This is a genomic window from Chlorogloea sp. CCALA 695, from assembly GCF_003003885.1.
Taxonomy (GTDB): domain Bacteria; phylum Cyanobacteriota; class Cyanobacteriia; order Cyanobacteriales; family Chroococcidiopsidaceae; genus Aliterella.
In genome coordinates this window covers 1-18,317 of the sequence record NZ_PVWN01000032.1, presented here as the reverse complement: position 1 = coordinate 18,317, position 18,317 = coordinate 1, and the positions used below count along the sequence as shown (strand labels likewise).

Sequence of the window (18,317 nt, the reverse complement as noted above, 5' to 3'; positions counted from 1 at the left end):
TTGATTATTTAGGCAGACGGTTGACTAGAACTTCGGAAGTAGCATTTGAGATAGCGTAAACTAACTCACCATCCCATCTCATTTCCATCGAATCCGGTTGATGACCAGGTGGGAATAAGATTTCATGACACTTGTTGCCATCTTCAATCCGTAGCACTTCAACACCGTCAAAATACATTTGGACGGTTCGCGGTTGGCTATTCACGGGTGGTATTGGTGATTGAGCGGAGCAAGCTTTAACTTGCGGTTAGCTGGATTTTTGCACTATGTTAAAGGTCAAGTCAATCTGAGTTTACTTTTTGCAATACTAATTTCTAGATACTTTACCCTCAGATGATGATTAAGATTTGGTTTAAACTAGCACCGAAGCCTACGCTAGCAGAAATTGACTCCCAAAAGAAAACCGGATTTGTCCCAGTGGCAGCAAGGCGGATTGTGGAACGCTCAAATGCTTGGATAGAACGTTAACAGTTATTGAGCAACGCCAAAATTCTTGTATTCCCTAATATATTTAAATGGAAAAGGGATTACGGTACTTTGCCCAGTGCGGACAAAATCTGTATCCATAGTCGGAAGGAGTTGTCTAAATATAAGTTTTGAGTCGTTCACTGCAACAATTTTACGAAGATGGCAGGCATCTTTGAAAGAAAACTGTACACTTTCTCTTCGCCCCCCAACAAAGTAATAAGCCTCTCTTGCAGTTTCACCAAAATATCTTATGTTAAGAGAAGCGTCGAATAAATCTTCAAGACTCTCTTTCTGTTTTGGAAAACTAAGTCTAATTTGATGCTGAGTTAAAAGATATTGTCGTAATTCAGATGCAACAATTGTATTCTTTCCTAACTTATCATTCAAAATTTTTCGGAAGCTGGTTTTATTTAATTCGCTGCTACCCAATTCTAACAACTCCTCAATAGATACTATTAGTTCATCACTGTCTCTCTTGAAAACTTTAGTCATGAACTCTTGGAGTAATGCTGCCAAATCGGTTCCAGTTCGCTTGTTTTCAGGAAGCTCGGTATTGACTTCATTAATAATCGCTTCAATTTTAGTAAGATCAGGAAGGCTAACTTCATCAGTACATAATATCTGATTTATATCATTTGTATCAGAAATAACAAGACCTTCCAGTGTCCTAATTTTGTTTCCATAACTATCAATCATTAATTCTCTGTATTTTTGAAACTTTTGATAGTTAAAGATATCCTGATAATCTATTTTGTAGAATTGGAAACTACCATCTGGAAAAATTTCCATAAAAATAACATTACTTGCATTTTCATCCCAAGCAGCAAAAGTCCAAACTCCCGTTAGTTTTAGTTTAGTCCAATCAAACAAATTTAATGTGCGAGTGCTAATATCTCGTTTTATCAGTAGCTCTTTGATACTCGTTTTAAGAGTAGCATTAGTTATAGTTTCAATTGATTTTATTGTAAGATGTTGTCGATAGATTAGATCAGTTGAAGGGACATACTCATCTTCCAAATTCATTTTTTCGTAGTAATCATCAGTGTGAATTATTCTAAAATTTAAAGCGCTTTCTTTATCTCGTTTACTATAAGAAATGAGCTTTTCATCAGTGACATAATTAGGATAAAGAAATATTTTTACAGCATTTATTAAATCCTCAGACTCTTGATTTTCAACTTTATCAGTTATATTAATTAGCTGCTTGTCAAGTAATAAGCGAAGTTGTTCTGGCTTTTTCAGCAAGGTGTTATTGAGTTCAATAGTCTCATCAACTTTAATATTATGAAAACCAACATTCATGTATTTTGATAAATCCTCGCTAATTTTGGATATAACATTATGCAAAATACCTGCGCGACTTTTGTAAAATCTATCAATATTACTAAAATCAAGAAAGGCTACAGATGCTTTTTTACCTTTTAAGCCACATTCGATATATATTAATTTTGCATCAACTTCCCCATCACGGGGTAAATGTCTACGAAGGCTGTTAGTTGCTAATTCAACCCTATAATAAGGCTTTTCAAGAGCATTTTTAAGTTCTTTTTTACGTTTGTTATCATTATTATTTTTTAATTCTGCAAGAATAGAAATTTTTGTCCGGTGACGAACAGTTCTTACTTCCAATAAGTAGTCCGAGTTTAAAGTTACTTTTGCTACATCAAGGTAGTCTTTGTTTTTACCTTCAAAATCTTGCACAAGTAATAATGAGCCAGTTAAGTTGCAATAATGATATTTAGAAAAACGCGATTTTGAGGAAGACAGGGAGTTTATTAAAATCTGGGCCAGCCATGCTTCACAAATGCACTCTTCAGAATCACGTCGTGAAATGCTCGGAAAAACTTCAGTAACAGCATTATCATCAAATTCCTTGTTCGCTCTAATACCTTCAAGAAGTTGATAAACATCGACTGGTTTTCTAAACATGGCATAAGCATATTTCCCATACTGAAACATAACAGCAGCAGCATTGAAATCTTTACCAATAATGTAATCTAACTCTGCTGCCCCATTCCAATTTTTTTTTCGTTCGCGACTAAAGCGAATAAATGCAAAGTCATCTCTAATAGCATCAACATTAAAATTTATTTTCAAACGGTTCGTAGAAATACTCATCTATAAAGTTCCTTCACAATAAATTCAAGTGCTTCATCATCTACTTTATTATTTTTACAGAGGTAAGGAACTTCAACTATTTTCCTATCAGATGAGATATGCGGATGAAAAATTGTATTAGAAGAACCAAGGATATTGATTACAAAAACACGCTCTGCTCGAACAGTTGCCATTTTGGCGCGGATTTTACTAATTAAGTCATCAGCTTGTACCGCAACCCGATTATTCCAAAACTTGAAGTCTACATAAATCTTTGCATCAGTTTTAAAGTCAAAACGCTCAAATTCCTCTACTTGTAGTTCTAGAAGATTAATATTTAAAAGCTTATCAAAAATATATTTTCCGCATACTTCGCCTAATGCTCCTTTATAAATATTGTTAAACATTGGTGGTGTCAGCATCAATTCAGATTCGGGGAATGTTGTTGCCCAGCCAGAATCTATAAATAATTTATGTAAAATATCAATTCTCATCAAATCTGAAAGATGAGCAGATTTTTCACTTACTTCTTTTACTTCTTTTTTTCCGTATTCATTACAAAAGAAAACTTCAGTATCTTCATAATCTTCTGTTTGTGAATAAATATACGAAGAAGTCGGTTGTCTCACTTTAAGGTAAATAGGGTTCCACTTAGGATTACATTCTGCCTCTTTTTCTACCACAGGTTGAATGAGGACTTGTTCTCTAAGTTCTTGCCATGCTTTAACACTCTGAGGTGTCCAAGGCGTATTCAATTGGCGGCGTATATAAGCAGAAGTTTGATTACTTCTATTAGATGCACGATTTTGTATTTCTATCAAATCTTCAGATTGCCTAGTTGATGAATTAATGGATTTAAGCAGAGCAGCATATTCCCGAATAGGAATCACATCTTCTGGCAAGCATAATCCAGTTAAATGTTTTCGGATCAAAGTATCACAGAGAATATGAATAGTTGAAGCTTTCATATTTGTTCGGCATATTCGACCTATAGCTTGAATAACTATTTTATTTACATAACGTGAATAAGCATTAGTATTATATAAGTTTTTAAAGTCATGATTTATCTTATTACTTCCTCCCAAATAACGTTTAAAAGCTTCATCTAACTTGCTTCTAAATGTATTTAGTGAAATAGCTCCATTTTGAACTAAAAATTCTAATTGAAAAATATACTTAATAAAATTTTCATGTTCAATACTTGCCCTAGAAATATTAACAAGCAAATTTGTAGGATTATCTAAATAAATTCCATTAATGTCCATATATTCATGCTTAGGAAAGTCATTAATATGTATTGGTTTGACATCAGTAGGAACGGGAAATTGTAAATTTTGTCCTATTCCACTTGTCTGATAAGATGAAATAATAAAGCGGCGCTTGTTATTTTTGAGGTCATTTAGTATTTGTGCTTTCTTTTCCTCGAATTCAACTCCACTAAGTACAACAATAGTTTCTGAAACTTTATCAGTTATAAACTCTTTATTCCCATCTAGTAATAATTCAGCGTACTCATATAATATATTAAGATCAAAGTCTAAGTCATTTAGCTTAGGTATTTTAGTAAAAAAGCAAATAAACGCATGACAATCATAGTTTTCTAAAAAATATTTCCATGCAGTTAACACTTTTACATAACGAGAAAACACAAATTCTTTATACGGTTTTTCATTATCTATTTTGAACTGAAGAGTGTTCCATAAATGATTAGCTGCTGTTTTGTCTTCTAAAAGGCTTTCAAGTTTTTTAATAGCTTCTTTCTGTGACTCTACTTCAATAAAATTAGTTTTTATTTTAATTTGAGCATATCCTTTGGTTGCTTCAAAATATGCGTTCTTTAGCCTAACAAGAGTATCATGCTTAAGACGTATAAATGAATCCCCTAACCGAGATTTTAAATACTCAAGATCATAATTTCCAATGTTTGTATAAAGCCCAGCAGTCGCCGAAATGCCGACAACTATAGCTTTTGAACAAACTCCAGCCAAAAAAGATTCTGGTGTACGGCTGAAGTTGAACATATATATTTTTGATAAGGTATCATGCTCATCACTATCAACGATATCGTGGTAACGAAAGCCAGTATCATAAAACCCTTGACGTTGGATGCTTCCTTTGTCGGTTCGCAGTCCATACGGCAAGTCACCTTCGATAATATTACTCGTCAAAAATTCAACATCTTTACTATCAAGGCGAAAATGATTAAGAACTGTTTTAATAGCAGATTCTAGGGGAAAGGCTTCGTGAATGCTGTCATCTTCCTCTTTCAAATGGCGATAATTCTCTGCTAAATATCCAATACCTGTTTGAAAATAAGTTAAAAATCCTGCAATATCTCTTAATAATGAATGAATATCGATCCCGACTGTTTTTGTTTTAACATCAAAAGCCTGAATCCAATTTGTACGATTCTGTGAATCTTCAATAATTTCAATACGCTTACGGCGATCTAACACATTATGAAATTGATAATCATAAAATAAAAAATCTCTTTTATTTGTCGAAAAATTTTTATGTGATTTACAAGTATGCTGTAATTTATATGTATTGAATATACGATCTGCTTTATCTCGAAAAGATTCAATCTGCTTTCCTAGAGATAACCAATTCTTCCCTGCGGATTTTTGCTTACGCCATTTAGATTCTTTAAGTAGCCCTTCAGGGCATTCATTTTGCATAAGATGATTGTGAATATTTAAGAATAAATCTAGAAGATCCACACGATGGCGCAAGCCTGACTTAATAATATTGTTGAGGACAGATTCTTTAGTGGTATCAAACTCATCAATAAAAATGACTGATTTATTAATTAATCGTTCATAGAAGTAATACGACGGCTCAACAAGTGTCGAGTTTTTAGTGATGAACTTATCCATACTAAGGAATAAAACCGTTCTTTCATCTGTAAATACTGCGGGATACAATTTTCCAATCCATTGATATTCTTGATTGTTTTTTATAGCTAATAGCCGAGCCTTTTTTGTTTTGAAATTTTCATTTAACGTTTTTTTAATAAATTCTCGGAATGCTGGTTCAATATCTCCACGAATTTCTTTTTCAAGGGTAGATTTTACAGATTGAGGCAACTGGCTATTCTTACATATTTCTATATAAGATTTTAAACGCAGATAATTTTCGGTTTTAAACTTTTCTGGAATTTCATCCTCGATTAAAGTTAAATTAGTAATAACACTCTGAGAATTAGAATCAATAAAAAGAACGTAGTCTTCAAATTCATCTTTGTTGTTATTTGCAATAAAATGCTTTCTTAAATCCTCAATTGGCAAGTTTTTCTTGAGATTCGTAATAAAAATAATTTTTCTCTTTTGAAAAGCAAACTCTTTGTAATTAGAATAGATAAATTTAATAACGTTGTATGTTTTGCCAAAACCAGTCGGCATACTCAGGAGAAGAAGCCCAGGATTAGTTTGTTTACAGTAATCGTTTAATATTTCTTCCATATCATTTCTAACTAATTTAGTCCAGCTTAACTTGGGGATAATTAACCTAAGATTAATTTATTAAATAAAAAGCATTACCTCTACACTTTAAAAATTTTATTTCTAAAATCATTAAAAATAGTCAAAAAGTAACTAAACTCAACTTTTTAAGAGTGTTCACTCCTAAATTTGACAATAATTGCAAATCATGCAATCGTTGGCTTACCAAGGTAACGATAAAGATAGCTACAAAAATTTTCTTTAATTCCCCTGAGCAATCCACTCCAGCCCTGCCTTAAGCGCAGCTTCAGCCGTGTAGTAAATCTTACGTTCCCCAAACACTGCTCCGCCAGGGCTAATCAACCGGAACTGCCAGCAGTGGGCTGGGGTGTGGAAGACTATCAGGGTAGTGCCGTCGATGCCGATAACGTGGTGGATTTTAGTCTTTTCCAAGTGCGATCGCCTCAATACCTGCATTGGTATTCCAGTGCTAATTTTATAGCTCTTCTTTGAGCGCCTGAGTATTACCCCGAAGTGTAAAGCTATTAGATAGAGGCAATTGCTTTGTAAAAGTCAAAATGGATAGTTCAGCGTAATGTCAAACCGTTGTTTGACGAAAGTAATTGTTCTTGGCACTGAGAAATGTACTACCAAGTCTGTCTGATTATCTGCCCAATTTTCTTTCCACTTGCTAAGGTTAAAATTGGGAGGATACTCAAAGTCAAACAATAAGTCACTACCAAGAAGGCGTTCAACTGCCTCAATGCCATGTAAATTTGCATTACCGCTAATTCGTTCTAACATATCATCGAAATACGACTGCCCTACTGCCCTGCTCAAATCATTTTCACGACTTAAGTAATTAGCAATTCTTCTGGCAATATATAAATCTTCTCCGTAGAGAAACTGCCGCCCTTGAGGAGTTAAAACTTCTGCTGAACCATGAGTAATTAAGAACCGCGCTTGATGAACCATAATGCTGCGTCCATCTGCTGCAAGTTGCCCGTAGCAGTCATCAGGAAGCTGTAAAGGGGTGTACCTAGTTAAATCTGCTAATAACTCGGATAGGCGCAACACATAATAGAAAAAATCTGATAAGGGCTGTTCTAGTAAATCGCTAGTCGGGTTATAAAGCATTCCTGCCATCATCTCAGATAAGCTGTGATAATACGCTTGGTCGTCTGTACATCCTTGGTTTCTTAACAGTGCTGAGGCAAAGTCTAAATCTTCCGTTCTATAGTTATGCTCCTTATGTTTTTTCTCTGTAGTAATATCAAAATCTGAGCAAGTATCGTTGCCTTGAGCAATGCCATCTGGATGCAACGCACAAACTAGAAGTTCCTCATCAGCATAGAATTTACAACGGCGGCATTCGGGTAGTTTTCGCATTGCGATAACATTTCCTTTTTCTAGTTATACAGCTAAATGAAAACTCAACTATCATCCGTAGCAACAGCCATCGTTACCTCATAAACCTCAACTTTAGTCCTAACACAAAATTAATTAATCGTTTACCGCTAATTAAAAATCTAATTAACCCAAATGCGATTGCGTTGTCTCGGAGTCGCTATCATCATTAAACTCTTCCTCTTCTAGATTTTGCTGGGCATAAACTTTCTTTTCCCAAAGAGTGCTATTGCCTACACTCTCGACTTCTAGCCTACTAACCAGGGCATCTGCAAAAGTGACTGCTTGCTCTGCAACCTCTAAAGGCGAGATTGTTTGAGACAAACAGACACTACTGAAGACACTTTGTAATGCCATCCCTGCTAAATGCGCTCGTAAAGTTTCAGCAGTTGCAGTATCGCCTAACTTAGTGATTACATCTAATTTGACAGCCGCTGCTAATCTCACAGCAGCAAACTTGTTACGTAAATATTCTAGGTGAATTTTCAGAGAACCCAATTCATTTTTTAAAGTTTGTAGTTTAGCTAGTTTTTCAGTGTATTGACGATCCTCAGCTAGTATTGTAGCTTTTCGAGCATCGCGCTGATTTTGATTTTTTAGTGTTGGGTCAAAAGCAACTTGACAAAAGACAGCGTTAACTAAGCAATCGATTTCTGATTTTTGCTGCTGCACTTGCTGAAATACTTCTAGGCACTTATGTGCTTTCTCGTTTATCGCTCGCGGGTAGTCAATCAGTTCCATATCTAAAGAGTTGAGAGCATAGAAATTAACAACTAACTATTATTGTTTCATAGACCATTATGATGATTTATATAATTTTCAGCGACTGCCCCAAGACAAAATTAACCAACCGTTGACCACTGAGTAAACTTATCTGATAATCCCGCAGCAATTCCTTTGCTAATTCTCCAGTTTTACCCGTATGGATAAAGAATCCTCCATGCGCTTCCTCCCCCTGGATAACTTGGTAAAAGTCACGGATATGCTTAGGGCGTATCTGCAAAGTCTGGATGTAGCATAGTGAGCTATTTCAACCAAATAAGAATTGCAGCAATCGTCAGCATCGCTAGGTAATTCTCGGCTCGTTTTTCGCGTGCGAGTAGCGACCCGGCGAAACTGTTTGAGTCGATTAATCAACCGTTCAATGCGGTTGCGCTCTCGGTACAGTCCACGATTAAAGCGGGGCTTGTGTTTAGCATTCTGGCGCTTAGGGATGACTGGTGTGGTGTGCTGACGACGTAAGGTACGACGAATCATCTGTGCGTCATAACCTTTATCACCTACCAAGTAACGAGGACGCTGCTTCGGTTTCCCCCGTCCAATGCGCTTGACCTTTAGTGCAGTATTGAGAGTGTAGAATCCTTTAACATCACTGCGTTGTCCCTCTGTCAATACGAATTGCATTGGTTTGCCCATGCCATCGGATTGGATGTGAATTTTGGTGCTAAAGCCGCCTTTTGAGCGTCCGAGTGCCTCTTGTTGCTGAAGAAGCTCAACACTGAGTGATTGTTGTCCTGGATTCAGTTCCCCCTTTTTGCTCCGGCGGCGTGTTGGTGCGCGCGGACAATGGTGCTATCAATGAAATGTACTTCCCAATCGATTTGGTCGGCAGCATCGGCGGTTTGCTGCAAGCGATTGAGGATCTCCTGCCAGATGCCCTGGGAGCGCCAACGATAGAATCGACTTGATACCGTACCCCGTGACCCATAACGAGCAGGCAAATCGTTCCAAGGCGCACCCGTGCGGTGAATCCATAAAATCCCGTCAATCACTGCTCGATGATCAGCCGCAGGTCGCCCAGTACACGCTTTTTTTGGTAGCAAAGGGTGAAGTTTCTGCCATTGAGCATCATTTAGGTCACCACGATGTAGCGGCATGGAAAGTTACTCCGGTTTGTTTTCAGATATTTAGAATACTCCTATTCCCATCTTTTTTCCACTCCATCTAGTGTTGCTTTTGAGTTTGCAGATACGCCCTAGGGTTAATATAACCGCGATAACGCTTTGCTTGAATTAGATAAAGCCTGCCAGCAATTGTCACGCGCCCATCTAAACCACCGTCATTACTATATTTAAAGTTGCGCTCGATTTTCCACCCTTGGTTTTGACAACAAGTAAGCAGCAATTCTTCAAAGGCATAGGGGTTCATTTTGCGTAGGATAGCGATCACCCTGGTAATGGGAATTTATTAAAGCAATAACAAAAGCGATGGTTTGCACTGTGCTGAAAATCAAGTCAACATAGCTTAAATTTTTGTAATGTTGAGTGAATGTGTTAGAGAGTGAAACATTCTGGGAATCATATATTAGTGGTAGCTCTGAATAAGTGAGGATAAATTGTAGTGGGATAGAAAATACCAAATGGCATCAATATAATTATCTAGTTTTTCGGAAAAGAACAAAATATCTCTGACTAAACGTCTGAGTCTTCCCTACTATCTTTGGTCATGAATGAGGCTATTTGGGTAGCCCTAGTTTCGGCTCCAAAAATACGAGCAAAATTCAAAAACTTTTGCTTGTCCACCTATACCTTACACTTTGTATAGAATTCTATATGACTTACAATGCCAAAAATCAACTTCTAGAATTACTCCAAAATCTTGGATGTGGTAGTAATTGCGCTGATTTTCAATCTGTACATCTCTCTCACAATCTTTACCGTTCTACAGTAAGAATAACGTTTCCGGATGGTCAAATAGTTCATGAAAATGTTGAAAAAGAGAGTAGGTCTGAAGCTGATCTTTTAGTGTCACAAATCACTCTGGAGCGAGTGTTGAAGAATTATCCAGAGTTCTTAGTTAATTGGGAAAAAATTAATGTTGAGGCGCAGGCAGGCGATGCGCTGATTAAGTTAAGCGTATATCTTTCTAGTCAGTCAAAGAACTCCGATGATAAGTCGAAACAACTACAAAACCTGGAGTCTGATTTTAACCTTGCGAAAGTATTCGATCGTGGAAAAGCTCAAAGCGATCCAGATTTGGCTATTTGGGGAACTAACCTCAGCGAAAAGCGAAAAGCTACCTTAGTGGAAGCCTTGCTGTGGCGACGTTTTAGTCAGCAAGTTTTGACGAGCAACGCCCCAGCAACACTAGAACTTCTACTTAAAACTTTGCAATAACCAATATTAAATAACGAAGCTCTGTGTCCATTTTTGCGCGCTTACACTTCAATCACAATTATGACTTTCTGGTTCTATGCCAGCATCGTGCATGGCGATTATAGATGCTTCGGCAGTCGATTCGCTAATTATTATCCTCAGACGATGCCACGAAGTTAGCTGGAAATTTTCATTCCCCAAGCAATTGCAATCAGACAACCAAGCCCAAACAGGAACCCAAAAATTTCCATTACTTCTCCCACCACACCTGTGGCAGTAGCAGTAGTTTAGTCTCCACCGCCATCACCCGCAAATTGTCGCAAACACCATTTGGCTTAGGGCAGGCTACCGCCACTGGTATCTCCATAAATGCGATCGCCACTTAATGTAAATTCTTGTTTGTCACCATAGTCGCTCTACCTCATAACCATCGAACTTTTCGTCAATGCTAACGATAGCCAGTTTCTCATTCATAGCTTGAGCTATCAACAAGCGATCAAAGGGATCTCGGTGGTGGTTAGGCAGATGGCTTAAAGCATAAATGTGAAATAGATCAATCGGCAGTAACTCAATTTGGTTACGTTTAACCTCATCCTCAACAAGTTCCGGTAACGCCGTTTTAAAAGTAAGCTTACCTAAAGACAACTTTATTTGCATTTCCCAAATACTGGCAACACTAAAAATTGCTTCAGTATTAGCATCAGTTAGAAGATTGTAAACATACGGTGAAAGCTTCATTTGATCGCTTGTCCACCAAATGAATACATGAGTATCGATTAAAACCCTCATTCATCTTCACCCAGCCAAAACTCGTCAGCTAAAGACTCGTTAAAATCCTCACTCATCCAGATTTCTCCCTGATGCAAGCCTGGAATACGTGGGGAATTATTTTGAGTGAACTCTTGAATAGTTTTAGCTTTCGTAGACTGGATAAAATCAAGTACAGCTACTAATAGCGGCTCTGGGGCTGAGTCTAATTCGCGGATAATTGTTTCTATAGTAATCACTTTTCAAGACCAATACAATATGCTTTTATTTTGGCATTACTGTTAATTAACTACTTCGGTAGTTATTAGCCCAGGATTTTGAATCGCTGTCCCAAGACAAAATCAACCAACCGTTGACCACTAATTAAACTGATTTGATACTCCCGCAACAACTCCTTCGATAACTCTCCGGTTCTCCCAGTATGGATAAAGAATCCTCCACACGCTTCCTCCCCCTGGATAACCTGGTCGAAATCACGAATATGCTTAGGGTTGATATAGCCGCGATAACGCTTTGCCTGGATTAGATAAAGCCTTCCAGCGATTGTCACTCGCCCATCTAAACCACCATCACCCGTATAGCGAAAGTTACGCTCGATTCTCCACCCTTGCTCATGGCAGCACGTTAGCAGTAACTCTTCAAAAGCGTAAGGGTTCATCTTGCGTAGGATGGCGAGTGCTTTGGGTAATTGAACTTCACCTGAACGCAGTCGCTTAAGCACACGCTCGGCAAGGCGAATATACTGCTGATGCCGACTACTAGGAAGCCGAACTCTAGTTGAAACTGGCGGCTGCCTGAGTGTAACTACTCTACGCGGTGGGGCTGATGGTGGAGGGGGCGCAGTAATAGTAGGCTGCGACGAGTTGCGCTCTTGAATTTCTGGGTGCGTAAGCGATGGCGGCTCTTGAGGTCGGTTTTGGTGGCGACGCTTACGACCGAAAACTAAACCGCCAAGTATTGAGATCGCCCACGCTACCAAAATCAGGCAACCAAGCCCAAGTAGGAAACCCAAAATCTCCATTACTACCTCCTCGTCAACTTATCCCATAACACCTGCGGCAACAGCACAGTCTTTTTTGTTTCTAAAGCCATTACCCGCAGATTATGGCAGACACCGTTCGCCTTGGGGCAAGCGACAGCAACGGGCATCCCCATGAATGCGATCGCACAATAGAAAACTACCAACGGTGTCCACACCAAATAAAAGAACGTAGTCCGGTTAGATGCTTTGTGTAAGTTACCAACCGTCCACTTCAGCCACATTTGCCACCGCTCCATCCTGGCTTTGTCCAAGCGTTGCTTTTCGGCGAGCGCTTTGGCACGTTCCCGCAATTTGTAATTGTTTAACTCAATTAGCTGCCGATCTGCTGTAGCTATTACCGTAATCCGTTGCTGGATAGTTTCGTCAATTAACCAGGCAAATTCTTCACTTTCGGGCTGCTGTTCGGCATCAACAGCCCCAGGTATTTTCCCACCGATGCTAAGACACTTTTAGAGACGCTACGGATTTCTGTTTCTAACTGTCCAGAATCAACATACTTCTTTAGCCTTTTGGCAGTCATTCGCCAAAATAACGCCTTAACCTCCTGCAATTGCTCTACCGCCATCTTAGGTAAAGCAGCGCGGATTAGTTCTGCTTGAGAAGAAGAAACTTGAGCAAGTAAGTCATGCACTTTCTCAATCAACTCATTATCAGATGGAGTCGCCCCAAAGTGCATCGCTACTTCTTCGTAGGTCTTACCTTGCCGTCTTAGCAGGGTACAAGCTTCTAGAAAGCGATCGCATTGCCCTGGTGTATAATCCCCTAGGTCAGGCAAACCACAAGCAGAAAGAATTTTCCCAGCTTCAATTAGTGTGATGGGAGTGCCAACGTGTTTAGAAGCCAAAGTTAGCAACTGGGCGTTACCCGTCGAAGTTGTTTTATTTTGCATTACTTTTAGCTTCCAGGTAAAGACTTTTGTTGATCGCCATTAAGCGATCTATTCTTAGCGTCATTAATTGGCGACCAAGTGAGGAATGGTTCTTTAATCACCGTGTCCGCTGCCGCTTGAAATTCTGCCTGCATCCGACCGGATTCTACATACTCTCGGAGTTCTCGGTTGAGATCGCGCAAGAACTGGAGTTTGATTGCTCTTAATTGCTCTAAGCTCATTTGTGGTAACGCCTGCATCACTTGCGCCGTCTGAGTGCTAGACAACGAGGAAACAGAACTTTGTATCCCTTGGACTTCTGCCAACAATTCTTGACGCTCAAGGCTATCATCTGGCGCAGTAGCGACACCCAAATGGATTGCTACTTCTTCGTAAGTCTTGTTTTGTTGTTTAACTAAGGTACAGGCTTCTACAAAGCGATCGCATTCAACACTTGTGTACTCCTCTTTGTCCGGTAGACCGCAGGCTGATAAGATTTTGCTTGCCTCAGTTAGAGAAATCCGCGTTCCACATTGGGAAGTTGCTTGAGCTAACAGTTGGGATATATCTAAATCGTTGTCCTCTACTGTAGTAACACCCAATTCTTGCTCTGAGGAGTTACCCGACTTTTTACCTCTACCTGTTTTCTTCGTTTTAGGCGAAGGAAGCTGGTTGAACATTTCTGCTGCCGCCGCAAAGTCACCTACTTGTGCTTCGTTGAAGTATTTACGAATAACGTCAAATCCTGATTGAATTTGCTCATCAGCATACTCATCCTGCTCTAGTGATAGTCCACAAGCAGCGAGAGTAGCGTCTACATCTTCAAGCGACAACGAGTAAAGATTTTGCAAATCCTGTTTGCTGTAAGGCATGGTGATTTCTCCAAGTAAATAAATTATTGAACCGAAAGCTGTTGCTAGTTTGGAAACGACTTGAATTGTTCAACTGCCTCAGATAAAGCGTCTATAGAAGTCCAAGACATTACCGATACCCCGCCTTTAATCCGTACAGAAAACCAGTGAGCGCTGCTAAACCCGTAGCCTAGTTGACGTATTAGTTTGTAAGTAGCGGTAGCATCTGACCATCCCAAGCTTTTTTGCACTTGCGAAATCACTCGCCAAGGGGGTACGCCCACCTTACTCAGGTCTTTAATCGGAAAACCATTAGCTGCGTTCTCGTGCTGTAACTTTTCCCGCTCCAACTCGATTTCGGCTAGACGAATCTTCAGTTGCAATTCTCGTTCGCTGCTAGATTCCAAAGATTGTTGGATAGATGTTGGCGCTGATAGATGCTGATACATTGCTTCTAGTCGGGCTACGCTTGAAGGAGATAAATCGTCTATCAGATTGTCAGAACGCTCTTGTTTACTGCGTTCAATTCCAAATGCCTCGTCAGCAAAATCATAAAGTGAATGTTTGACTAAAGCAATTGTTAAAGCTTGAGCCTTTTGATTACCGACACTAGCGCACTTATGCCAGTACAAAGCTGCTAGTTCTAAAGAAACGGGAGCAATCGGTTTATTTACTCCCTCAATCTTTAAAGGTGCGGATTGAGATTCTATGCCAGGTAAAGATTTGAGGCGTTTAGAACGGCGGAAACTACGGATGGAACTTTCACTTTTATCAACTACAGCAGCTACCTCTGTTTGGCTAAATACATAACTACCATCTGGGAGCATGGCAACTTCTAAGGAAATGTCCCCGATCTGAATTACTTGACGTTGTGCTTTGTAGGTTTGTAGCATCAATTTTTCTCCTTATTAAATCATCATTGGCTAAGGATTACTTGAGAAATTACCTCTTCACGCCCTAGGTCTAAAGCATGAGATGAGCAAAATTTCAACATCTCTTTGCTTGTTAACTATTGAATACTTCCTCAAGTAATTGGTCGTCTTCATTGCGTGTCAGTTCTGGAGCATCAGCTAACATTTCGTTTGGCCCGCCAATTGGTAACTCTCCAGTAGTAACAGATGAGGATGTTGCTCTTATTGGTTCAACACTCTTTGAAGATGGAAAATGGCCCTGAGTTGTTTTGCCATTTGGCTGTTGCCCTGGCACTTGTAACATGAATTCTTGTGGGTCTAAATCAAATATCTCAATCAAGTAGTTAATGTGCTGTAACAACTGATAGATAGCATTCCTAGCTTTTTGCTTTAACTGGGTTTCATTAAAGCTTCCCAATGCTTTACACGCTAGAGGATGCCAGAAAGCAAACAAAGCCCACAGCACCATTTGCTCTTTAGGAAATTCTGCTAAGTCTTCCGCTAAAAGCTTCCTGCTACCGTGTTTTTTTGCTTGCAAATACCTCAGCAACAATGCGTATAACGACTCGTTACCCGCTTGATAGCGAAAATGAAAATCAACTTGCTCGTACATTAGTTTTCGTCCGTTCTAAACTGCTATCAGTGCCACACAAGTAGTAAAAAAAGCCATAGTTATCTGTTAAGCGATAACTCATCCCATTTTCCGCTACCTTCGTGCGGAAGCAATTGTTTACCTGTTCTTCTAGTTCGCTACCCCAATTTACCCCTGTACTAGCGAACAAAGCGTTAAATTCACGCTCGTAGTAATAAGCTGTCCCTCCGGTTACAATCACTTCATCTATTTCCACCGGAATATGGTTGCGTAGCCATCCACACAGGTCTAACCAATACTGTTCTTTTGCCCGTGCGATTGCTTTTCTTAGTTCAGCTATCTCTTTATCTCTTAAAACCGCGTCCGAGGGGTCGTGAAAGCGGCTCAGATGTCCTAGTGCTTTGATACTAATCTTGGCTCCAGCTTTACATATTGCTGCCGCCAATCTAGAAGCTTGTTGATTGGGAGCGTATAGCTGCACTGCCTTAATCAACTTGTTAAATCCTAACTCTTTGGTCGCACCTTTTGAAATTGCTCCTCGCTGCCACACATAAATTGAAGCATCTCGATAGCCAACTACTATTACAACAATTGTCCGCTCCTTTAGACTACCACTCCCCGCAAGTCGTCCTCGTGACACTAAGCCAAATCCTTCAGGACGACACACTAACCTCTCTAACTCAAAACTCCTCTCCTCTCCCCGAAAGCGAAAGCTGCCAATCGCTTCAGCTATCATCTCTTGAAACAACTTGTGGTCTTGATACTCTCCATAAGGAAACAGTAACCCTAGACTCACCGATGTTCCATTTGCTATGCCATTCTTTTGCGCGATCGCCCCAATTGCCGCTAAAGTCTTGTACAAAGCAAGTTGGACTTTGGGTGCTTGGAGATTTAGGTCAGCATTGAAGCGGTCTTTTGCTAAGAACCCCACTGCGCGATGTTCTCCTTTGTATTCCACCCAGGCAAAGTTTTCTGGTGTCAAGCTACCTAACTTGACTACCTCCTCATGTTCCTCAATACTTTGCTGAGAAACCTTTGCTACTTCCGACTCTATCAACATCAGTTCTGGTTTGAACTGCTTAACCGTATAGAAAAATTTGCTCTTTAACGAGCCGAGGTCGCAGGCAATTGTAGTGTCAGCCATTGATTGATAAGTTCTCGCACTTCTGCTTATTGGACGAAATGTAACACTTTAACTATTGGCTAGATGAACAAGCCTATAGCAGTGAACTGTTTGGATTTGACTAGGATAGACAGGGCAAGGCATGGCTCTTGTTGCCAGTAGAAGAATGCCATGTTTTAGTAACGGACAGTAATCAAATTTTATTGACACAATTGATTATCGCTCTAGAAATCAATTACATCAATTAAGGTAAATATAAGGTAACTTCAAGGTAATTGCAATACTAAGGTAAATACAAGTTTTCTGGAAGGAACCATTAGTAAATACTAAGGTAAATGTAAGTTCTTGGCAAGGATTTTGTCTACTAAAAAAGGCAGAGATTTTACTATCTTTTAGCTTTCATGTTAATAAGGTGTTAGTAAGGTTTTTATAAGGTGAACTAAGTTATTGCTAAGGTAATTGTTAGGAAATAACAGGTAAATAGCAGGTAAAAGAAGGGTTTTGGTACAAATTGCAGCTATATCCCCAGAGGGGCGACCCCTCTGGACTCCCCAGAAAAAAAATAGTCGCATAGGCGACCGCACCTGACGCACCTTTTGGTGCAAAAACACAAATCAAATAGTTGCAATGATTGAATTATAAGCTATATTTTTAGTAGCAACTTTACGCGACCAAAAATACTTAATTTTCCCAGCTTTTTAAAAGCAGGCTAATTCCAGCAGAATCATCTTTTTAATTTTTAGATCGCCAGCAACTTAGTTATTCAAGTTGAGGAAAATTTTTCATGCAATCGAATAGTAGGGATAAAAAGTTTGAGATTGATTTAACAATATCCAATGCCAAAAATCTCAGTTTAGAAGTTTTGTCTGGTGGAGATAGCGCCTTACAAGAGGCACACCGAGCAGCAGTAAGCCGTGTAATAAACTTGATTGAGTCACGTTATGTCCAGACGCGAATTGATGGACAACCAGTTGCGATAGACAACCCATCAGTTACAAAATGGCATGATGATACAAGCCGAGAATTAGATCCTCATTTACATACTCATAGCCCAACATTGGCATCGGGAGATGAGGAATGCTGACTCTCGGTAAAAGTAATACCACTCAGGCAAAGAACTATTACAAGCAAGAGAACTACTACAGCCAAGAGGAGGCTGAAGCCAACTCGCAGTGGCAAGGACAGGGGGCATCGGGATATCAATTATCAGGGGCAATTACCGATTTATCAGCTTACGACAACATCGTTAATGGTCTAAGTCCTGATGGAAAAACACGACTGCGGCAGAAACAGAGCCATGACAAAAAGAAGGAACGTGCTGGCACTGACTTAACTTTCTCGGCTCCCAAGAGCGTGAGCATAGCTTGCTTAGTAGGTGGCGATACGCGATTGGAAGAGGCACACCGCAAAGCAGTAGCAAGAACTATTGACCTGATTGAGTCACGTTATGCCCAGACGCGGATAAATGGGCAAGTAGTTAAAACAGATAATTTGATAGTGGCAAAGTGGCATCATGATACGAGTAGAGAGCTAGACCCGCATCTGCACACCCATTGCCTAATTATGAACTGCACTCAAGGACCAGACGGTAAGTGGCGCAGTATCGACAACAAAACCTTTTACCAAAACAAAATGCTATTGGGGCAAATCTACCG

21 protein-coding genes and 1 pseudogene are annotated in these 18,317 nt (G+C 39.5%); 5 read left to right on the top strand and 17 right to left on the bottom strand.

Annotated features, from left to right (window positions below; translation table 11 throughout):
• Window positions 1–4: 4 nt before the first annotated feature.
• Entirely contained in the window at window positions 5–205 is a 201-nt protein-coding gene (locus tag C7B70_RS26010; protein ID WP_146134076.1) for a hypothetical protein, read from the bottom strand.
• 128 nt (window positions 206–333) lie between these two features.
• Between C7B70_RS26010 and C7B70_RS28390 the strand changes: the two genes are divergently transcribed.
• Complete coding sequence (locus tag C7B70_RS28390; protein WP_009631109.1) at window positions 334–468, top strand: hypothetical protein; 135 nt, start codon at window positions 334–336, stop codon at window positions 466–468.
• 3 nt (window positions 469–471) lie between these two features.
• On the opposite strand, the gene C7B70_RS15790 is transcribed toward C7B70_RS28390, so the two are convergent.
• From C7B70_RS15790 to C7B70_RS15755, 7 genes and pseudogenes are all read right to left on the bottom strand, one after another.
• Window positions 472–2,586, bottom strand: a complete 2,115-nt coding sequence (locus C7B70_RS15790) for a hypothetical protein (protein WP_106369979.1) — start codon at window positions 2,584–2,586, stop codon at window positions 472–474.
• The gene (locus tag C7B70_RS15785; protein ID WP_106369978.1) at window positions 2,583–6,026 is read right to left on the bottom strand and encodes a hypothetical protein; all 3,444 of its coding nucleotides are present in this window, start codon (window positions 6,024–6,026) and stop codon (window positions 2,583–2,585) included. The genes C7B70_RS15790 and C7B70_RS15785 overlap by 4 nt, the downstream gene beginning before the upstream one ends.
• 552 nt (window positions 6,027–6,578) lie before the next feature.
• Window positions 6,579–7,394, bottom strand: coding sequence for a hypothetical protein (locus tag C7B70_RS15775; protein WP_106369976.1), 816 nt, complete (start codon window positions 7,392–7,394; stop codon window positions 6,579–6,581).
• A gap of 144 nt (window positions 7,395–7,538) precedes the next feature.
• On the bottom strand, window positions 7,539–8,153 hold the full coding sequence (locus tag C7B70_RS15770; RefSeq protein WP_106369975.1) for a hypothetical protein: 615 nt from the start codon (window positions 8,151–8,153) through the stop codon (window positions 7,539–7,541).
• A 67-nt stretch (window positions 8,154–8,220) separates the two neighbouring features.
• Entirely contained in the window at window positions 8,221–8,415 is a 195-nt protein-coding gene (locus C7B70_RS28805) for a restriction endonuclease (protein WP_158260508.1), read from the bottom strand.
• A gap of 22 nt (window positions 8,416–8,437) precedes the next feature.
• Window positions 8,438–9,289, bottom strand: a pseudogene (locus C7B70_RS15760) (IS5 family transposase).
• A 67-nt stretch (window positions 9,290–9,356) separates the two neighbouring features.
• Window positions 9,357–9,581 carry a restriction endonuclease gene (locus tag C7B70_RS15755; protein WP_199192296.1) on the bottom strand — a complete coding sequence of 75 codons (225 nt, stop codon included), beginning with the start codon at window positions 9,579–9,581 and terminating at the stop codon, window positions 9,357–9,359.
• A 383-nt stretch (window positions 9,582–9,964) separates the two neighbouring features.
• Here C7B70_RS15755 and C7B70_RS15750 point away from each other — a divergent pair, with 383 nt between their 5' ends.
• Together C7B70_RS15750 and C7B70_RS26005 are read left to right on the top strand one after the other, a co-directional pair.
• Entirely contained in the window at window positions 9,965–10,528 is a 564-nt protein-coding gene (locus tag C7B70_RS15750; RefSeq protein WP_106369972.1) for a hypothetical protein, read from the top strand.
• Between the two features lie 76 nt (window positions 10,529–10,604).
• Window positions 10,605–10,787: a hypothetical protein gene (locus C7B70_RS26005; RefSeq protein WP_146134075.1), complete on the top strand. Its 183-nt coding sequence runs from the start codon at window positions 10,605–10,607 to the stop codon at window positions 10,785–10,787.
• A 122-nt stretch (window positions 10,788–10,909) separates the two neighbouring features.
• On the opposite strand, the gene C7B70_RS15745 is transcribed toward C7B70_RS26005, so the two are convergent.
• The 9 genes from C7B70_RS15745 to C7B70_RS15705 all read right to left on the bottom strand — a co-directional run bounded on the left by C7B70_RS15745 (window position 10,910) and on the right by C7B70_RS15705 (window position 16,683).
• Window positions 10,910–11,296 (bottom strand): type II toxin-antitoxin system VapC family toxin, encoded by a 387-nt coding sequence (locus tag C7B70_RS15745; protein ID WP_106369971.1) that lies wholly within the window; start codon window positions 11,294–11,296, stop codon window positions 10,910–10,912.
• Window positions 11,293–11,514 (bottom strand): DUF2281 domain-containing protein, encoded by a 222-nt coding sequence (locus C7B70_RS15740; RefSeq protein WP_106369970.1) that lies wholly within the window; start codon window positions 11,512–11,514, stop codon window positions 11,293–11,295. Before C7B70_RS15740 ends, C7B70_RS15745 begins: the two co-directional genes overlap by 4 nt.
• Window positions 11,515–11,579: 65 nt before the next feature.
• On the bottom strand, window positions 11,580–12,296 hold the full coding sequence (locus C7B70_RS15735) for a restriction endonuclease (RefSeq protein WP_106369969.1): 717 nt from the start codon (window positions 12,294–12,296) through the stop codon (window positions 11,580–11,582).
• Between the two features lie 2 nt (window positions 12,297–12,298).
• Window positions 12,299–12,568 carry a hypothetical protein gene (locus C7B70_RS15730; protein ID WP_146134074.1) on the bottom strand — a complete coding sequence of 90 codons (270 nt, stop codon included), beginning with the start codon at window positions 12,566–12,568 and terminating at the stop codon, window positions 12,299–12,301.
• A gap of 116 nt (window positions 12,569–12,684) precedes the next feature.
• On the bottom strand, window positions 12,685–13,206 hold the full coding sequence (locus C7B70_RS15725) for a hypothetical protein (protein ID WP_106369967.1): 522 nt from the start codon (window positions 13,204–13,206) through the stop codon (window positions 12,685–12,687).
• Between the two features lie 5 nt (window positions 13,207–13,211).
• The gene (locus C7B70_RS15720; RefSeq protein WP_106369966.1) at window positions 13,212–14,057 is read right to left on the bottom strand and encodes a hypothetical protein; all 846 of its coding nucleotides are present in this window, start codon (window positions 14,055–14,057) and stop codon (window positions 13,212–13,214) included.
• A gap of 44 nt (window positions 14,058–14,101) precedes the next feature.
• A complete protein-coding gene (locus tag C7B70_RS15715) occupies window positions 14,102–14,929 on the bottom strand; it encodes a hypothetical protein (RefSeq protein WP_106369965.1) in 828 nt (275 codons plus the stop codon).
• A 112-nt stretch (window positions 14,930–15,041) separates the two neighbouring features.
• Window positions 15,042–15,560, bottom strand: coding sequence for a hypothetical protein (locus tag C7B70_RS15710; protein ID WP_106369964.1), 519 nt, complete (start codon window positions 15,558–15,560; stop codon window positions 15,042–15,044).
• Window positions 15,544–16,683, bottom strand: a complete 1,140-nt coding sequence (locus C7B70_RS15705) for a ParM/StbA family protein (protein ID WP_106369963.1) — start codon at window positions 16,681–16,683, stop codon at window positions 15,544–15,546. The genes C7B70_RS15710 and C7B70_RS15705 overlap by 17 nt, the downstream gene beginning before the upstream one ends.
• Before the next feature lie 763 nt (window positions 16,684–17,446).
• On the opposite strand from C7B70_RS15705, the gene C7B70_RS15700 reads away from it, so the two are divergent.
• Together C7B70_RS15700 and mobF are read left to right on the top strand one after the other, a co-directional pair.
• Window positions 17,447–17,746, top strand: coding sequence for a relaxase domain-containing protein (locus C7B70_RS15700; protein ID WP_106369962.1), 300 nt, complete (start codon window positions 17,447–17,449; stop codon window positions 17,744–17,746).
• A partial coding sequence (gene mobF / locus C7B70_RS15695) for a MobF family relaxase (protein WP_146134073.1) occupies window positions 17,740–18,317 on the top strand: 578 nt, incomplete at its 3' end. The genes C7B70_RS15700 and mobF, both read left to right, overlap by 7 nt.